General features: G+C 37.8%; 10 protein-coding genes. All 10 read right to left on the reverse strand.

Annotated elements, in window-relative coordinates:
* Window positions 1-2: 2 nt before the first annotated feature.
* Window positions 3-947 carry a hypothetical protein gene (locus tag ACFSR6_RS03895; protein ID WP_379075203.1) on the reverse strand — a complete coding sequence of 315 codons (945 nt, stop codon included), beginning with the start codon at window positions 945-947 and terminating at the stop codon, window positions 3-5.
* Window positions 944-1789 (reverse strand): LytR/AlgR family response regulator transcription factor, encoded by an 846-nt coding sequence (locus ACFSR6_RS03900; RefSeq protein ID WP_379075205.1) that lies wholly within the window; start codon window positions 1787-1789, stop codon window positions 944-946. Before ACFSR6_RS03900 ends, ACFSR6_RS03895 begins: the two co-directional genes overlap by 4 nt.
* A 491-nt stretch (window positions 1790-2280) precedes the next feature.
* Window positions 2281-2646 carry a hypothetical protein gene (locus ACFSR6_RS03905; RefSeq protein ID WP_379075208.1) on the reverse strand — a complete coding sequence of 122 codons (366 nt, stop codon included), beginning with the start codon at window positions 2644-2646 and terminating at the stop codon, window positions 2281-2283.
* A gap of 33 nt (window positions 2647-2679) precedes the next feature.
* Window positions 2680-3228, reverse strand: coding sequence for a hypothetical protein (locus tag ACFSR6_RS03910; protein ID WP_379075211.1), 549 nt, complete (start codon window positions 3226-3228; stop codon window positions 2680-2682).
* A 146-nt stretch (window positions 3229-3374) separates the two neighbouring features.
* On the reverse strand, window positions 3375-3857 hold the full coding sequence (locus tag ACFSR6_RS03915) for a hypothetical protein (RefSeq protein ID WP_379075214.1): 483 nt from the start codon (window positions 3855-3857) through the stop codon (window positions 3375-3377).
* Window positions 3847-7902, reverse strand: a complete 4056-nt coding sequence (locus ACFSR6_RS03920; protein ID WP_379075215.1) for an RHS repeat domain-containing protein — start codon at window positions 7900-7902, stop codon at window positions 3847-3849. The genes ACFSR6_RS03915 and ACFSR6_RS03920 overlap by 11 nt, the downstream gene beginning before the upstream one ends.
* 16 nt (window positions 7903-7918) lie before the next feature.
* On the reverse strand, window positions 7919-13585 hold the full coding sequence (locus tag ACFSR6_RS03925; protein ID WP_379075217.1) for a hypothetical protein: 5667 nt from the start codon (window positions 13583-13585) through the stop codon (window positions 7919-7921).
* Between the two features lie 11 nt (window positions 13586-13596).
* The gene (locus tag ACFSR6_RS03930) at window positions 13597-14169 is read right to left on the reverse strand and encodes a hypothetical protein (RefSeq protein WP_379075220.1); all 573 of its coding nucleotides are present in this window, start codon (window positions 14167-14169) and stop codon (window positions 13597-13599) included.
* Window positions 14156-14692, reverse strand: a complete 537-nt coding sequence (locus ACFSR6_RS03935) for an OmpH family outer membrane protein (protein WP_379075223.1) — start codon at window positions 14690-14692, stop codon at window positions 14156-14158. Before ACFSR6_RS03935 ends, ACFSR6_RS03930 begins: the two co-directional genes overlap by 14 nt.
* Window positions 14693-14976: 284 nt before the next feature.
* Window positions 14977-15858, reverse strand: a complete 882-nt coding sequence (locus ACFSR6_RS03940) for a hypothetical protein (protein ID WP_379075225.1) — start codon at window positions 15856-15858, stop codon at window positions 14977-14979.
* Window positions 15859-16454 lie beyond the last annotated feature (596 nt).

Raw genomic sequence — 16454 nt, forward strand, 5'->3', positions numbered from 1 at the left:
CCCTATTGTATGGTAAAAGTTCTGATCTCACTATAGGCACCGGCGTTTCCGGCTTTATCAAAAGCCCTTATCCTCCAGGCAATGGTTTCCCCGGTATTACCTGCATCAAATACGTGTTCGGTTGAAGTCACCACCTGTGGATAGCTCTTACTATAGGGCGTTTGTTCATCGCTTTGATATACCGAAATCTCATACCGTTCTGCATCAGCAAGTCTGTTCCAGGTTAGTCTTACTGGCCGCGATACAGTTTGCTTATTCAACGGGGTATTTAACACCACCCGTTCAGGTCCTGTAGCATCATAGGTAAAGCTTCTTACGGAACTCCATTTCGAATTCTCTGTGCTGTTTTCTGCCCTTACACGGAATTGGTAGGTTCCTTCCCGGGTAAGTGTTTGTAAAAAGCCCAGGTTATCGGTAGTAACATTGAGTGTCATGTTATTTTCATCGAGAAAATTATTGTTATCTACCTGTAACCTATATACTGTAGCACCAAAGAGCTTAAGCCATTCATACCTGACGTCAGGTTTAGACGAATAAAGCCCATTTGCCGGACCAGTAAGCTGTATACTCTGATCTTTAAGGCTGGAAGGAAATATTTGGAGCGAATGGGTACTGTAACTACTTGCACTGCTACCGTTTTCGCCCCGCACACGCCATTCGTATTTGCCAGGATCCATGGTGTACACAAATTTTTCAGTCCTGATCAGGGTATCCAAAACCAGTTTACTTACACTGTCGAATTTTGGCGAAACAATCTGCAACCTGTAAAACAGTGCATCTGCCATTGGGTTCCACCAAAAAGTTTGTTGATAGCTATTCGTTTCCAATTTATTTGCAGGAGCAAGTATGTCTATCTTCCTGTTTTCTATAGAAGGTTCAATAAATTCACTACAGCCTGCCAGCAATAGCAAAATGCTTCCCATTAAAAGATTTATATTTTTTTTCATATGTAAAACGGTATGTTAAATTCGCCCATCGCCTGCACTTTTATCAGAATTTCTCCAAAGGTAATTAAAGCCACAGCTAATCTGGAATAAGAAAGGATTTGGATGCCAACCTTTTTTTTGATCATTTTTTGTGCTTTTTTTTCAAAAAAAGCTTTCCGGTATGTACTCCCGATCAGGAGTTTATTGCTTTCATCGCCGCTAAGCATTACCGTATTCCCCTCTATAGCAGTAATTTTCTCATCATTGATGATGTAAGATTTATGGATCCGGCTAAAGCAACTGGTGGGTAAGCTGTCTTCCATTTCTTTCATCGAGTTATGGCATGAAAAGCGTTGGTTATTTTCCATGTGGAGGACAACATAGTTCTGCATGGCCTGTATGTAGATCAGTTGATCGCATTTGATCAGGAATTCTTTTAGCCCTTTTGAATCTGCTTTGATAAAAAAAGAATCTACCACATGCTGCTTTCTGGTGCTATGTGCCGAATGGGCCAGTTGTGTGAGGTGATCAAATTTATGGATGCATTTTACAAAGCGGTTAAATGTAACCGGCCTGAGCAGGTAATCAAATGCCGAATGCTCAAAAGCTTCGAAAGCCATATCGGTATTTTCTGATACCAAAACAATTGAGGAAAACTGTTTGATGCGCTCCAGCCAGCCATTGCTGCCGTTTAAAAATGCAACATCAACAAAAACAATATCCGGTCTGATGGAATATACGGCATCAAAGCTTTCAGGACGTTGTACGGCATATCCTTTTAATTGAGTAAGCGGATAGTCGTTCAAGTACATACATAAAGATTCTACGGTATGCAGTTCACCGATTACGTAACAGCTGATCATAATGCATTAAGTCTAAAATGTGATATTGCTATGCCTTACCAGGCACTGAAATTTTATTGATTACAGCAGAAACCGACTGGTTTGTTTATGAATCTTGGGATGGGATAACCCTGTAAAGCAGGATATTTTGAGAGAAGCATTAACAATAGACGAGTACATTTTTTTGCTATTTAACCACCTCTAATATCCTCAAAAAAATATAAATTGCAAAAAAACAGTAAACAAAAAAACAAATGATGCGTTAATTATACTTATTTAAGTAAATACAATTAAAATTTTAGTTGTCTTGAAAAATTAAATTAACATAAACACTTTAAAAAGTAAGTGCTAAACCACAAACATAATCTAATAAATCAGCACTCACTGCTTAAAATGTGCCGTACATGTCTCCTCATTAGTGATTGGTAGCAGGTAGCTTCCTATCTGAATGATAATTGTTACCGGTAATTCTTTGCTTTTTACACGTAATTCTAAAAAAGAGACTGGATAAATTATAATTTCGATTTTAATGATTTTCGGTTACTTTTCCACTGGTAAAAAAGCACGCGTTGATCTTTGGTCAGTACACTATCTATCCTACCTTTTGTAGAAGCAAGTATCGACTGCAGATATTGTCTTTTAGCTGTTCCATCATTCTGGCTTTTTTTTAATGAATCGGCGAGTTTAAACTGCAACCGGAAAATGGCAAACAGCGAATCTTTTTGCTGATCGTTCAGCATAATTTTGTTCTGTAGATCGCGAACTAAAAAAGTTGCTTTTTTTTCGGGCGTGTCTAAGCGCTTTGAAGAGGTATTTTGAGCTTGACTGCTTAACGACAATAACACCATAATGCCAAATAGATAAAATGTCTTGATCATTGTGATAATTTAGATTTAAATTCTGATTAAATATTAAGATTGATTATAAGCATTGATGATTGATTTAATAAAATCGAAACTAAACTTACCTCCATTTTGGTATTGTTCAGCTACTTTAGGGTTATCCTTTAACAGTACAAGAAATGCATCTTCTCTCCCTTTTCGGTTAAAAGATAGTTCAGAAGTTTTAATTTCTACAATATCCTGGTCCAATTTTTTAACATACCAGGTTACCCCATGCGAAATTCCCCCGTTGTACCTTACAAAAGTTTCTACTAATTCGTATAAAATAATTTTACCTGATAAAAGGCGGTTAACAAATAATGGCTTTCTTTTTCCAGGTAATTTTATCGCTTCTAAATCTATTTCTTCTTTTTTCAGCTTTACATGAAAAGCTTTTATTTCGGTAGGTTTATATCTTACCCGCTCGGTACTGCCCTCAGGTATAAATTTAACCACATCTTCCAGATAATTTTTAACCTTGCCTTTAATAGTGTCGTTTTGAAGGGTTACGATATATTCGGATTGTGCCTTGATGGTTTGGGTAATGCAAAAAGCTAGAATTAATAATTTAAACTTCATCTTTTAAAAAATTGAGATGTTACTAATAGTATTTATGCTCATCATATTTCTCTCAAATAATAATTTATCAATCTTTTAATGAGCAAAAATAACATTGAGTTTAGAAAAGTAAATACACATTAAAAGTCGAAAAATATTAAGATCACTTAATCAATAAATTTAATTTTATCAGATTCAAATTTAACATATGAAAGATATCCTAAAAATTTTTCCATTTGTTTTTTTTTACCAGCAAATAAATGCCTTGTTAATAGAAAAGTTTTAAAAGTTTCATCTTTAGAAATAATTTTACATTTAATATAATTATACTCAAAATCATCTTGTCTTAATTCGAATTCGATTATGTCAATATCTTTTAATTCAATATTTATATTCAACTTACCTTCTAACCTAATTCTATCTTTTTCAACAACCACTAATGAGTTTAAATAGAAAGGAAATGCAATCAAAATTAAACCAACAATAGTAAAAAATAAGCTGGTGAATAATAAAATGTCTGAATTAATAAGTTTATTCGCAAATATTAAGATAAAGAAACAGAGCCCCGGAAGAGAATTAATCAATTTTGCAGTATTCATATCCTGCTTATCTTTAAATATATTAACTTTAATACTTTTATTACTTTTCATATTCATATCCCACATAAATAAGTTGACCCGGATAGATAAACATCCCTCTAAATCTCGAAATATTATTAAAGAAATTTTTAACCCGATCCTCTAAAAACATTGAATTAAATTGGTCCGATAGTTGCGAGGCAACCACAGCACCTATTGAGCCCTTGTACCTATTATACCACGGCAAATTAACTCTTTCTATAAAATTAAATGTCGAATTTGCTGCAGTGGAAAAATTTCGTGCTTGAGATTTCATAGCAATCTTTCCTAATCGGCCTACAACAAAATCTTCGATAGGTTTTCCTAAATAATATCCTGCAGCACCTAATGTAGCCGAAGCAGCTACTTCACCATAATTGATATTTGTTATTTTTTTCCCTGCAAAGTGATTATCAATCATTTGAGATCCTATATTACCAATTCCTGAAGAAAGAATCGCTCCTGTTAAACCTGGGGCCGCGGCTATCGCTCCTCCTTCAAGGGCTCCATAACCTACCTTGGCAAAGGTTTCCGTATTCCAACCTAATTTACCGGCCTTATATAATTTCCACCCTTCTATCGCTCCCCCAATAATGGCTCCTGCTAAAATATGTACCCATTTACCATCTTTATCTATACTGATCATTGGATTATTCCCCATTCCCAAATATGGAGAAGCATACTGTCCCATAGGATCAGTACTCATCCATCGCCCTATCTGGGCATCGTACATCCTGAAATCAAAATTATTCCAGCCCGTTTCTTTATCTAATTCTGCATACTGACCCTGATAGCCATACCTGTAATCGTTATTGGCCAAAGTTAACGGTGAGCCGAAAGAATAGTAATCAGAGTAATAGACAACATCAGCCTGGCCATTGCCATTTTTATTACGGTTGATTACGGCCCTTACATTGCCTAAATGATCACTTAATTCATACTGGTAATTATTGGTTAAACGGTTGAAGATACCTATACGACCTGCAGCATAAACAGGCAACTCTTTTTGTTGTAGCCCGGTTCCGTTATTATCATAAAGAGCCAATACGTTACCCATTGCATCATAAACATAATAGGTATTAATATTTTGCAAATGATCTGTTTTCTGGATACGCATACCCGATTCATCATATACAAAACTTACCCTGAGCTGTGTTTTAGCTGCATCAGCATAAATCGCTGCCACTTTACCGCTTGCCGTATAGTTAATATAAAAATTCTGGCCGTTTGCCCGTTGCTGTCCAACCATTTGCCCGAGGTCATCGTAAGTATAACTGGCATAATTATCTACACTGTTTAATTTATTGCTATTGGCCTGGTAATGGTAATTGAGACTTAATTGGCTACCTACATTGTTGTTACGGCTTAAACTCTGAATATTCCCATTGGCATCATAGCTTAAACCATGTTCTTTATTGATATTTAAACTTTCGATGAATGTATTATTGGAAAAATTTGGACTTCCATATTTATTGTTATTAAACTGATATTTATCATCGTATTCATATGTAGACATTACCGGGGCATTGTAAGCTGTTCCTAACGAACTTGGCTTGATGCTTTTCCAACTTTGTGCGGTAATATTGCCATTATAATAGGCTTTATTAGTATTGGTATTTAAACTGGCTATACCTGTACCATTTCTGGTGTAATCACCATTAAAATACTCTAAGGTCATACCAAAAGCATCAGCAGCAAAGCTATTTTGTAAACCATCTTTTCCAGGATCGGTGTTACCATCGGGATGATTAATGGCTTTAAGTTTACCGTCTGGGGTATAGGTATAATCGATACCCTGTAAGTTATCAGCCAGTTCAACACGCTTTAATCCTCCATGCAGGTAATACTGGTACGCGGCTTGCTGTAGCTTATTTGCTCCATCAGTACTGGTTTGTACATTTAGCAATCTTTGATCGGCATCGAATTGATAATGATGGTAAAAACTCTCAGCGGTATTTCCTTTTTGATAAGCAACAGTTAATACATTGCCCAAAAAATCATACTCATAATCAATGGTTTTAATACCTAGTCCATCTAATTGTCTAATTGTCCATACCACTCTTCCTTGTTCATCATAACTGTACCAGGTTTTTGCATGTTCATTTTCTGTCCATGAAACCTCATTTTCTATAAAATCTTGTTGGTAATTACTTAACCCATGGCTATTATCAGTTAAATCGTAATGGATTCGGCTCCATTCTCTTTTATAAGCGTTATTTAAGCCCCCATCTATATTTATGTTATGAATAAGGTTTAAATTCGTCTTTGCAGTTTCAAAAGAGATATCAGTGCCTAAATATTCACCTGATTCTGTTATTCTTCCTATCTCATCATAGTTTGAATAAGAAAACCTTCCTGTTTTTCTTTGTTCTGCATTTTGGCTAAAACGGATGTTTCCATCTTTGCGGTAAATAAACTCGCTTGTTCCCGCATCAGTTGAAATATTTTTAGTTAAACGGCCCTGCTTATCAAATTCATTAAAGTCTGTAAAGGGCAACAGGGTCTTATTACTATATGCGCCTATACCATTTGTTAAAATCTGTTGTACGCCATTGGGAGCTATAGCAGCAATCAACTCCGATTTCTGATTATAAAAATTGTAACTGATATCGCCATAACCAGCAGTATAACTAAGCTGTGGTTCGCCACTTTGTGCGGTTGCTTTATAAAGGCCTGCCGGTAAATTACTGTAATTGGTTTCGGTATTGTTGGTAATCAGGTTTATTAAATTAATACTCCCCCCTGTAACGTTTAAATTACTACCCTGAGCCAAACTGAAATAATGGAAATCCTGCCCTATTGCATTACCAGTCGCGATTTTGGAAAAACAATCCTCACAATAACGGTCTACCTTACCATTACTATAAATGACACTATAAGATACTTTTAATGGTTTATTAGACCTCAAGGTATAAATATGTGAAGAATTTAAGCTCACAGGAGGTGTATATGCCGATGCTGCCCCATTATAAATTAGCGCCCCATTATCGAATACTTTTAATTTACCAGCTCCTGCTACACTAATGCTATTGATATAATCACCCTGATTTCCGTCCAATATAAATTCTTCCTTATATTCGCTCAACTGAACAGTATTGCTTACACTGAGCCAATTACCTGGCCTGGCAGACATTAATGTATTCCCCTGTTTATCTGCAATTGCAATTCCCCAGTTTCCTTGTTCATCCCTAATCACACTTTGCGTAGCTTCACCAATAAGATTGGTTTGTCCGGTATTGCCCATTGCAGCATCATTAAAAAAAGTGTTTCGCAAAGAAAGGTAATGATTCAATTGAGACTCAACAGCAAAGTTTCCCCCATAACTTTCGTGGCCACTGCCCAAGCGTAAAACCTCCCCAATACCCCCAGAACGTGCCGGTGCACCGCTACCATCTGTCATAAATTCGGTACGGCCATATGGATAACCTGTAGCAGGCACATAGCTGTCCAAACTATTATTATTACTGTAATACCAACCTAATGTACCAGGTTGCGAAGCGTCCAATGGATCTGGATTGTTAATCTTACCAGCTAAATCAAAATTGCCCACATGATACCCAACACCGTTACTATTCCTTAAAAAATCAGCTTTGTAGTAAAACCCACTACTGTTTATCGGTGCAGATAAAGATTGAATGGCCTGCCTGCCATATAGATCATAAACCGGCTGCGACGCCAGCACATGTTTGGTCGCAAAACTTTTAACCTGGCTTTGCAGCGCCTGTCCGCCCAGATCGAAGAAATTCTTGCTTTCTGAGATCGTATCTCCGTTTGCATTAAAAGTTCTGCTTATTACCCAGTTCAATTCTGGGTTAGCATTGTTGACCAAAGGCGGAACAGGGTAAATTGTGCCAGAGGCAATCTTCAATAAAACATCAGAGCCTGCCTGGGCATGAAACCCATCTTTAAGTATAATGGCTTGCGTGCTGGTTACCCTAAGCGACTGACCACTGGCGATAATTTTGGTACTTGCTGGCTGAGCTGGCAAGGTTACCGTACCAGGGCTGGTAATAATTTCTTGAGCCATTAAGTGCCCAAGCATAAAAGTGAAAAGAATAGAGAGTTTTATCTTTTTCATAACGTTAATTTTAGATTTACCAGCTTAGATTACATTCATAAGGATTTTCTTCTGAATATTCCGGGCTATGTGTTCCATCCGGGAAAGTGTACCAGAAGTAACAGGTGTAATTGTTATCGAAAGTATGCTTTACAGACCTTGTGTATTCTTTATAACCCGTCATACAGGTTCCATTGATGTATTTACGGTCTGGACCAGCGCATGATTCGGGATTAGCACCGCAGGCCGACGAACTGCCATCAACAACCCACCTGTTTTGCAGGTAGGTCGTACTCAAAATATTTACATCTACCTGTTGTATCTCCCGTAAACCTGTAGTAGCGCCATTAATGGTTTGGCATCTTTCTATCCCCGTATTTTGCCAGGTACCCTTGAGTGATTTTGCATAGTTATATACAAATTCGCCCACAGGTTTAACACCATAACCGAAGGTTTCTCTGTAGGTTTTAACCAAACGGCTCTGGCTATCATACTGAAAATGGGTAAATATATTGCTGTTATCCAATGTATATTCCAATTCGCCAGATTTGAGGTTATATACATAAGTATTCATACTGGCATTGATCGGTTTAAATCTTAAATCATCAAAATAAGCTTCGGCTGGCCCGTTATTAAAACATCCTATTTCAACATTGGCATTTGATGGTATATTGCTTCCAGGTACTTGTAAATTTATTAAATACCAGTCGCCAGCTTTTTTACTTACATTGGCTACTGCTGTTACCATAGTACCTCCATTTATTCTGTAATATAAACCTGCAGATGAACCATCTCCCTGCTGTTTCATCCAAACTGAAGCACTATAATTACGGCCAGATTTTAATTTGTTGCTATTTATGGCATAACTAATCCCAGACTGACCAGGATTAATCATGGCCGATTTTTCACCGGTATGTTTTACATTCTGTACCAACGTGGCATTTCCTAAATAAAATCCTCTTGCCAATATACCTGAGCCAATCGCTTCGTCCTCTAAACCGGTGTAGTTCATTTCATAATAGTTAGCTGGGCTTGCACTCGCCACAATTTTCGATTGGCGGTACCCCATTCTATTAGAAGCGTAATTATTATTCATATCCTTCGCTTCCAATGCACTAGAATATTTGTTATACAAGGTAATCTGGCCCGTCAAACTCCAGCTCGGTAAACTCTGCCCACTGTTAAAAAAGGAAGCAAATTCTGTCCAATTGGTTATCCCCCCGGTCCTTTCCTGTGGCATCCATTGGTAAGTCTGGCTTTTACGCCAGATGTTCGGTTCCGAGCTGTGTGCGTTTTTAGAATTTACTTCTTGCTCGCTATCATTCAGTAAAACAGATTGATTGGTCCAGGTAGTCGCATTGGCTGATAACAGCCCAATTGGGTTATTGTTCTGATCTACCCTATATACCAGCTCTTCGGCCGTTTGGCTTAACATGTTGGCATTTTTGGTATTGATGAATTTCAGACCCATATCTGGATAAAAGCGATAAGCAGGTTTACTTTCGCTTACAAAACGGTTTCCATAACTGTCGGTTGTTAACGTTTTAACAGGTTGTCCGGAGTAAAAATCAAATGCAAGTGTCTTACTATTTGTTTTAATACCTGTTTTATAATCTATACTGGTGGTTCCCGTCATTACAGATGGATAGTTGGCCCTCGTTGATAATACCGCTCTGGATTTACCATCATTGTACCTGCCTTCAACTGTTTGCTCTATAATTAACCCTTGCTTATTATAGCGGGCCAATAGCGGTTCATATTCCACCCTGTTCGCATCGGCAGATTGCCCCTGTTGTTCATCATGCAGATAATGGTTTACCACTTCGCTAAGTTTATTCCCATCCACATCATATTGGATCATCCGGCGGAGATTACCTATTCTACTTGCATAATTTTGTAAAAGAATAGTCGACATTTCCTGGTACTGTGTTTTTACCGGATTCAAATTCCATACCCCCACCATGCCTTCTTTAAATACTTCAAACTGATATTCTGTTTTTCCAAGCTGTTGCACTGTTATATTACCTGTAGTCCTTTCAGTTGTTACGGTTACATACTCATACATAATGCCAGGTGCTGGCACTTCTCTTGAAATACCCAGCAATTTGGAAAAAGACTTCAGCATATCTACCTGATCAGCTCCCCCGCGTAATTCAACCGCATCAAGTCCGAGTGGTTCATAAGAAGTGGTTCCAGAACTTAAACCCGGATTTTCGGGACGATTGTAATTATAGTTTACAGCCATTTTAACATTGGTTATCGGCTCTCGGTTGATCACCTGTTTAACCCTGAGGCCACCGCCATAATTATTTCCTATTCCGCCAGCTGTCATATTTCCATGGCTATAGCTGGCATTGGGTTGATCTACAAATACCTGATTATAAAAGCCGGGATCATTTATAACGACATAATTCTCCGAAACGCTGGTAACCAATAATGAAGGTGTATCGCCCGAACTCGGATTGATAGGCTGCTGAACATTGGTAGGGTTACCATACTGGTCATCATAACCTGCAACTTCATAGGTTCCGGTCAAATTTACTTTTACTCTATCGCCAGGTTTAATAAAGTCTCTTAAATCAATACCAAAATCGCCAGTCGAATTGATCTGGATACTGGAATTACCAAGATTAACTACACCACTAACCTGAATTGCGGCATTGCGGTATAAGGCAACTTTATTATAGGTATCTGATTCGTAAACAATATCAGTAGTCATACCCAGGGCATGATGTATTCTTCTTAGCGACCATGCATCTACAGATTGTGCTGAAGCTTTGGAAGGCAACCGGGTTAAATTTTCGTTACCACTAAAGGCCTGAAAATCTCCTTTAAACATGCCCCACATATCATAATTATCTGCAAGGTATGGTGGATTCTTAGTAGTGGTCCATTGGTATTTGTCGTGACCAGGAGGAAAATAAGGCGGACTTGCCAAAAATTTAATCTCAAAATTACGTGTGGTTAGACCTCCCGCATTAAAAGAATTAACCACCTGTTTAATAAGTGCATAAAAAGTTGTTCCATTGAAGTTGAATTTAATCATTTCGCCTTCTTTAAAGCCATCATATTGCCCTATATCGTTAAATGCAGGGATCGTAAAGATATAATTATCGGAATTTGCCTTTTTTGAAACATATTCTACAGATTGGGATGTGGTAACACGATCGTCAGGGATTTCGTATTCAAACGTCATGGCAGGTATATTGGCTTCGCCCCCTTTACCTAAAAATTGAACCTGATTAAGCGTTAATTTGCCCAAACGTGGCATAATTGAAGTATTGGTATTTGCTACATCATAAAGTGAGCCAGCCTCATCAAAACTATTTGGTGTTTGAGGGCATAAGGAATAATCATATCCGAGGTGAATCTTTCGTAAAAGATCTTCTTGTGATAAGGCCAGTTGAGCGATATCGAATTTATCAATAATATTATTGCCTAAGTGTATGCCATAATTGTTATATGCACCTGACAATGTTCTTAAGCCATTTAATCCATTTGGTAAAGCACTATTATTAATAAGAATAATATTATTTAATTTAAGCAAGCTAGGAGGCATTCCATTATATGGATCATTTGAATTGTTACTAGCAGTACCTTTTCCATCGGCCCTTATCTCTTTCTCAAAAAGTGCGATATGAGATGGAGTAACTATAGCGTCGAGATAATAAATCTCTTTTTTCCCTGTAGAAAAATATTGGAAACGGGCATCCATATCCTTCTTTTTACCCATACCTGGATTACGCCATTTATAATTACCAGTCCATTTGCCATGCTCAAAAGACACCCAGTAACCCCAATCGCCCTGATCTGTTAATCCATTGTTATTGGTATCTACATAATCCGGACCCGTAACAGCAGTCAAAAGCCAGGTAGTGGCATAAGGGTTTGGCCTGGTTTGTTGATTATAGTTCTGAATGCCATAAGTATTTTCTGTACGGGTTAATTCATCATAAGCATAAACCGGTAAAGCATAGTGATAAGTAACACCACTTTCATTGGTAATCATGAAACCACCAATCCTACGGTCCTCCGCAGTAATGTTTGAGCCGTCCGGATTTTTGGTCCGATCAAAGCCTGATGCCTGTGTATTGATAAAACCTTTAAGTTTTGCAGAACCATTCTTGATCTCATCATTGGTAAAATATTCGATATTTTTAGATGAAGCCAACCGTTCAGTAGTGGGGTCATAGCCATAATTGCCATCATTATTTCCATGCGTAGGGTTAGCATCGAAATTGATGTTAGAAAGGCTGTTAACTAGAGGACTTTGCTGAATGTAGTTATTAGAAAAATCGTTAATAAACCTAAAATTTAGCTTATCTGGATTATTAATATGCGTGGTGTAATAGGTTTCTGTCCTACAGTTGTAATCATTCCCTGTTGTCCAGTCAAAATCGCAGATATATTCTTCCCTTGTATCTACCTGAGTTCTGTTGGTGGTATAACCAGAATAGTATTTACCTTTTCCAACCAGTTGCATCTGATAGCCATAAGGCCTCATGTAACCAGAAATACCCTGCCCCAAAACCGAGTAAGTATCATAATCAGGAAAAGTACCACCTGTTGATTTAACTGGGTCATTCTTGCCTAACAGGGTGTAATTAGGATCGTTAATATCTGCTAAATAGTAACTGTCATATTCAGTATTGTAGTAACCAATGTCTTCAGCGATTTTGGGATAATTTAGTGTTCCAAAAGTACGTACATAAGAAGTTTCATCAGACCAGTAACGGGTAAAATTACGCTTTAGGGAAATGGATATCCCAAACCATACCGGAATGCTGATTCCCCAACCTCGCGATTGGGTCTGTATCCTACCTGCATTTACATTTTCTACACTGCTATAACCCCCACCAGTGGTTAAACTGATCCCCCCACCCCTGGAACTGATAGATGCGCCCAATAAGGATTGTGACATGTTTCCAAATGCTGAATTTGCATGCCCTGGTCTACTTAGTCCTGCGCTTAAGCCAACGCCGGCTCCCATATTAAATCCCTTAGAGTTTGCCGAAAAACCAATATTTAGTCCTCCCCCCAAGGAAGCTCCCGATTTACCTATAGCTCCACTATAACCAATTCCTATTCCTCCATATATTGATGTTCCGCCAAAAGGGTCAAAAGATAAACCAATGGAAGCGGAGGCTCCAAATCCTCCCCCGAATTTTGCAAAATCAGGCGCTGCGCTCAAACCAATATAACCACCAATTCCGGTGCCCTGCATAGTATCGTGCGAGATGCTTAATCCAAATTCGGCTGAGAGCGCTCCAGTAAGACCAATGTTTACACCAACTGATGTAGTAGAAGTATTGCCACCAGCCCAATAATCTCGCACTACATTCTGTTGGCCGTTAAAATCATCCGGAAAACCGCTAACTGTCCGATTAACTGAACCAGGGCTTAAGCTCCATCCCAAACCTGTCCAGGTTGCTTCTTCATCTGGCATAATGCCCGCATGGTAAGAAAGCGATAATGGATACCCCCCTTCAGGACCAGGCACTTCCAATAATGGAATATTATAGGCCAGATCTCCGGTTAATAAATTCACCATATCGGTAGTATCAACAGGTTCAAAACTGGTTACGTCAGGATTTTCGGGACCTGCTGTGAGTGCAAACACCAAACTTGGCGTTAAAATGTTGTTCAATACACAGAAAGTAAGCGTAAGCGCTATAATCTTCCTAATTGGAGTTTTTTTGAACATAGAAGAGCATGTTAATTTTTGAGAACTATACGATTTAAATGTTGAATATCTTTTTTACGGAATAAAAATTTTTGGTTGCCTGTTCCGAAACCAATATCTTCGAACAGTAAGGTATAATCACCTACCAGCTTTTTAGTTTTAAAAACCAAAAGAAGGTTATTTGCAGAAGCAGTTCCAAAAGTATTTACGAAACTGCTGTTGTTTAATTTCAAGGTGTCTTTTTCATTCACCAATAATTGGCAATAAGCAGCGGCGTTAAAACTCAAATTGTTGATCAATGTTGCATAAGTATTAAAATCGTTGCCCTGTCCAAGTAATTCGCGGCCATTCTTGCTAAAGGATAGCATAAAATAAACCAGGGAATCATTCGCTGCTTCGCCACCTTTGAATTTTCCCGATTCAATCAACTCTTTACGGATCAAGTAAGTTTCAAAAAGCAACCCATTCTTGTCCTGGTAAACTTTTTTCAAACCATTACTATCATCGTAAATATATGCCCTAAGCTGTTCGCGGTTCATCTCCCTTTTACAGGAAAAAAAGAGCAACAAAGAAATAATTACCAATAACAGGTTAAAACTTTTCATTTGCAGCCTTTAAAACATCGTCAGTAATATCAAATGAATCTTTTGCATAAGCAATTGTACCCGAGGGATTGGCAATCAGTATCATATCATACCCATTAGAATTGCCGTATTCTTTTAAAAAAGAATTTAGTTTCAGCATGGCTTTTTGGGTAAGCTGCGACTCTTTTTGTTTTAAGGATTCGTTCATTGCAGATTGATAATCGTGGAGCTGCCTTTTATAAAACTGTACAGAATCTGACAACTTGCTGTATTCAGCATGATTATTCCCCGACTTCTCCATTTTTAAGATTGCAATTTTAGCCCTGGCAGTTAAAGTATCGGTTCTGCTTTTGTAAAATTCTACTTCTTTTTCAAATTCGGCCTTTGCCTGTTTAATCCCTACATACCCGTTATATATTTTCATCGAGTCTACATAAGCTATTTTTTTATTGTTTATAAAATAGCTACCAATCAATAATAAGGATAGGAAGACAGTTATCGCAAGTAAAATCGAAATTGCACGCTGTTGTGTAATTTTTAGCATAAAAAAGTAAATAGTTGGTACCGGTTTGTATTTGGCTAGCAAAATAATTCACATTCAAAAGATTACCAAATCTTTTTGACGAACGATGCTTTTGAAGTGACGAACCATGCTTTTTCTCTGATATTATTAAAATTGTCTCCATACTCTGATGATCGCAACAAAGCCTAATAAACGGCTGGGCCTTGCAATAATTTATCTTAAGCAAAGCGCTGGATAGCATGTGCTGGAGGCTCAGTATCTTGTTTCAAGTTCAGGGATAATTAACTTTGGATCACCAAGGAAGATTAACTGCGACTTCTTCTATTTTTCTTCATGTTTGTCAGCTCTTTTATCACGCTATCAATCTGCGCCTGTTGCTTTTTGTTCGTTTCCTTTTCTATTGAGAGTAGTTTATCTTTCTCAATCAAATGCAAAGTCAGCTCTTCTATTTTCTGCTGCTGCAATTTCAACATTTCACTTACTGCAATCCCATTTGCCTCTATTTCTTTTGCAGATGGAATCCCGGGCAAATGCTTATTGACTTTAATGTAACTTTCCAAGCCTTTCAGTGTTCCAAGATCATAACCTTCCTCAAAAACATAATCCGGCCAGTTGGCCGCTTCTACCTTTACCTCTTTGGTACGGATTTTCCCATTTACCGATAATTTATAATTGGCATCGGTACTTGCCATGTTAATGGCCATATTCCCATCATGGTCACTTGTTTGTATTGGTCGAATATTTAAAGGGGTAATTTCAACCAGGCCAGACGGGAGTGTTTCGCTAACGGTGTTCGTAATCAATTGAATTGCATTACCGCCAAGCATACATGATTTTACTGCCATGGCTGTCCAGCTATTGGTAATCAGGTAAAAATCGAGGTTCCCGTTCGGGTTGTTATAGGCATGAAGCGAATACCGGTCTGACAGGCCTCCATTCGTAAATTTGGTTATTCTTAACTCATTGCGATTTGAGATGTAAAAAACAGTTTCACCGGTCTGATAGGATTCCCAGGCTCCGCCCAGGATTTCTACCTTCATTTTTTGATAATTAGAGGCATCGTTAGGAGCAAAACTTCCTAAATACACATAAAGCTGTTGCGAGGCATTAGCTATAACTTCTTTACCATATTGAGCCTTTAATAAAAACGGACACAAGAAAAATAGAATGATAATAATTTTTTTCATTTGATTAATTTGAATTGTTTATATTTTTTTAATCTTTTATAGATGCACATTAAGCATCATGTTAGTTTTATTTTGGAAAAAGCAGGAGTGGACTGATCAATTGGTAAAATGATAAAAAAGCGGGGCAGATCCGCCATTATTTAGGCGAACGAAGTCTTAGTACTTTTACCGCTTGATTTGGATGAGGTTGCCCAAAAGATCCGCTAAATACATTGCTGTTCAGAAGTTCTGACAAGGGGTAAACTGGAATAGCCCGGACGAGTTGAGAAATTGATGAGAGCATAACTGTACATGTTTAATTGTTTATTTAGATTTTAAGAAATTACCCTTTAGCAGCGGCTAAGTTACTATTTTAAGAAAAGTAAGCAAAAAAAATTACACGAATAGGCCAGTTTTTATGGTCAAAGTTTCCTTCGACAGGTTCAGGATGAACTTCTCGCCCGGCTCTAAATGCAAAAAACCCACAACTTTGGACTGCCCCCAAAAAGTTGGACACTTTAATAGGAGCATTTTATGAGCAGAAAAATTAAGTATAGTCTGGAATTTAAACTGGCTATCATCGGTCAGGTCTTAAGTAGAGAGAAATCTTTGGTTTC

Source organism: Pedobacter vanadiisoli (assembly GCF_042684385.1).
In the GTDB taxonomy this organism is placed as follows: domain Bacteria; phylum Bacteroidota; class Bacteroidia; order Sphingobacteriales; family Sphingobacteriaceae; genus Pedobacter; species Pedobacter vanadiisoli.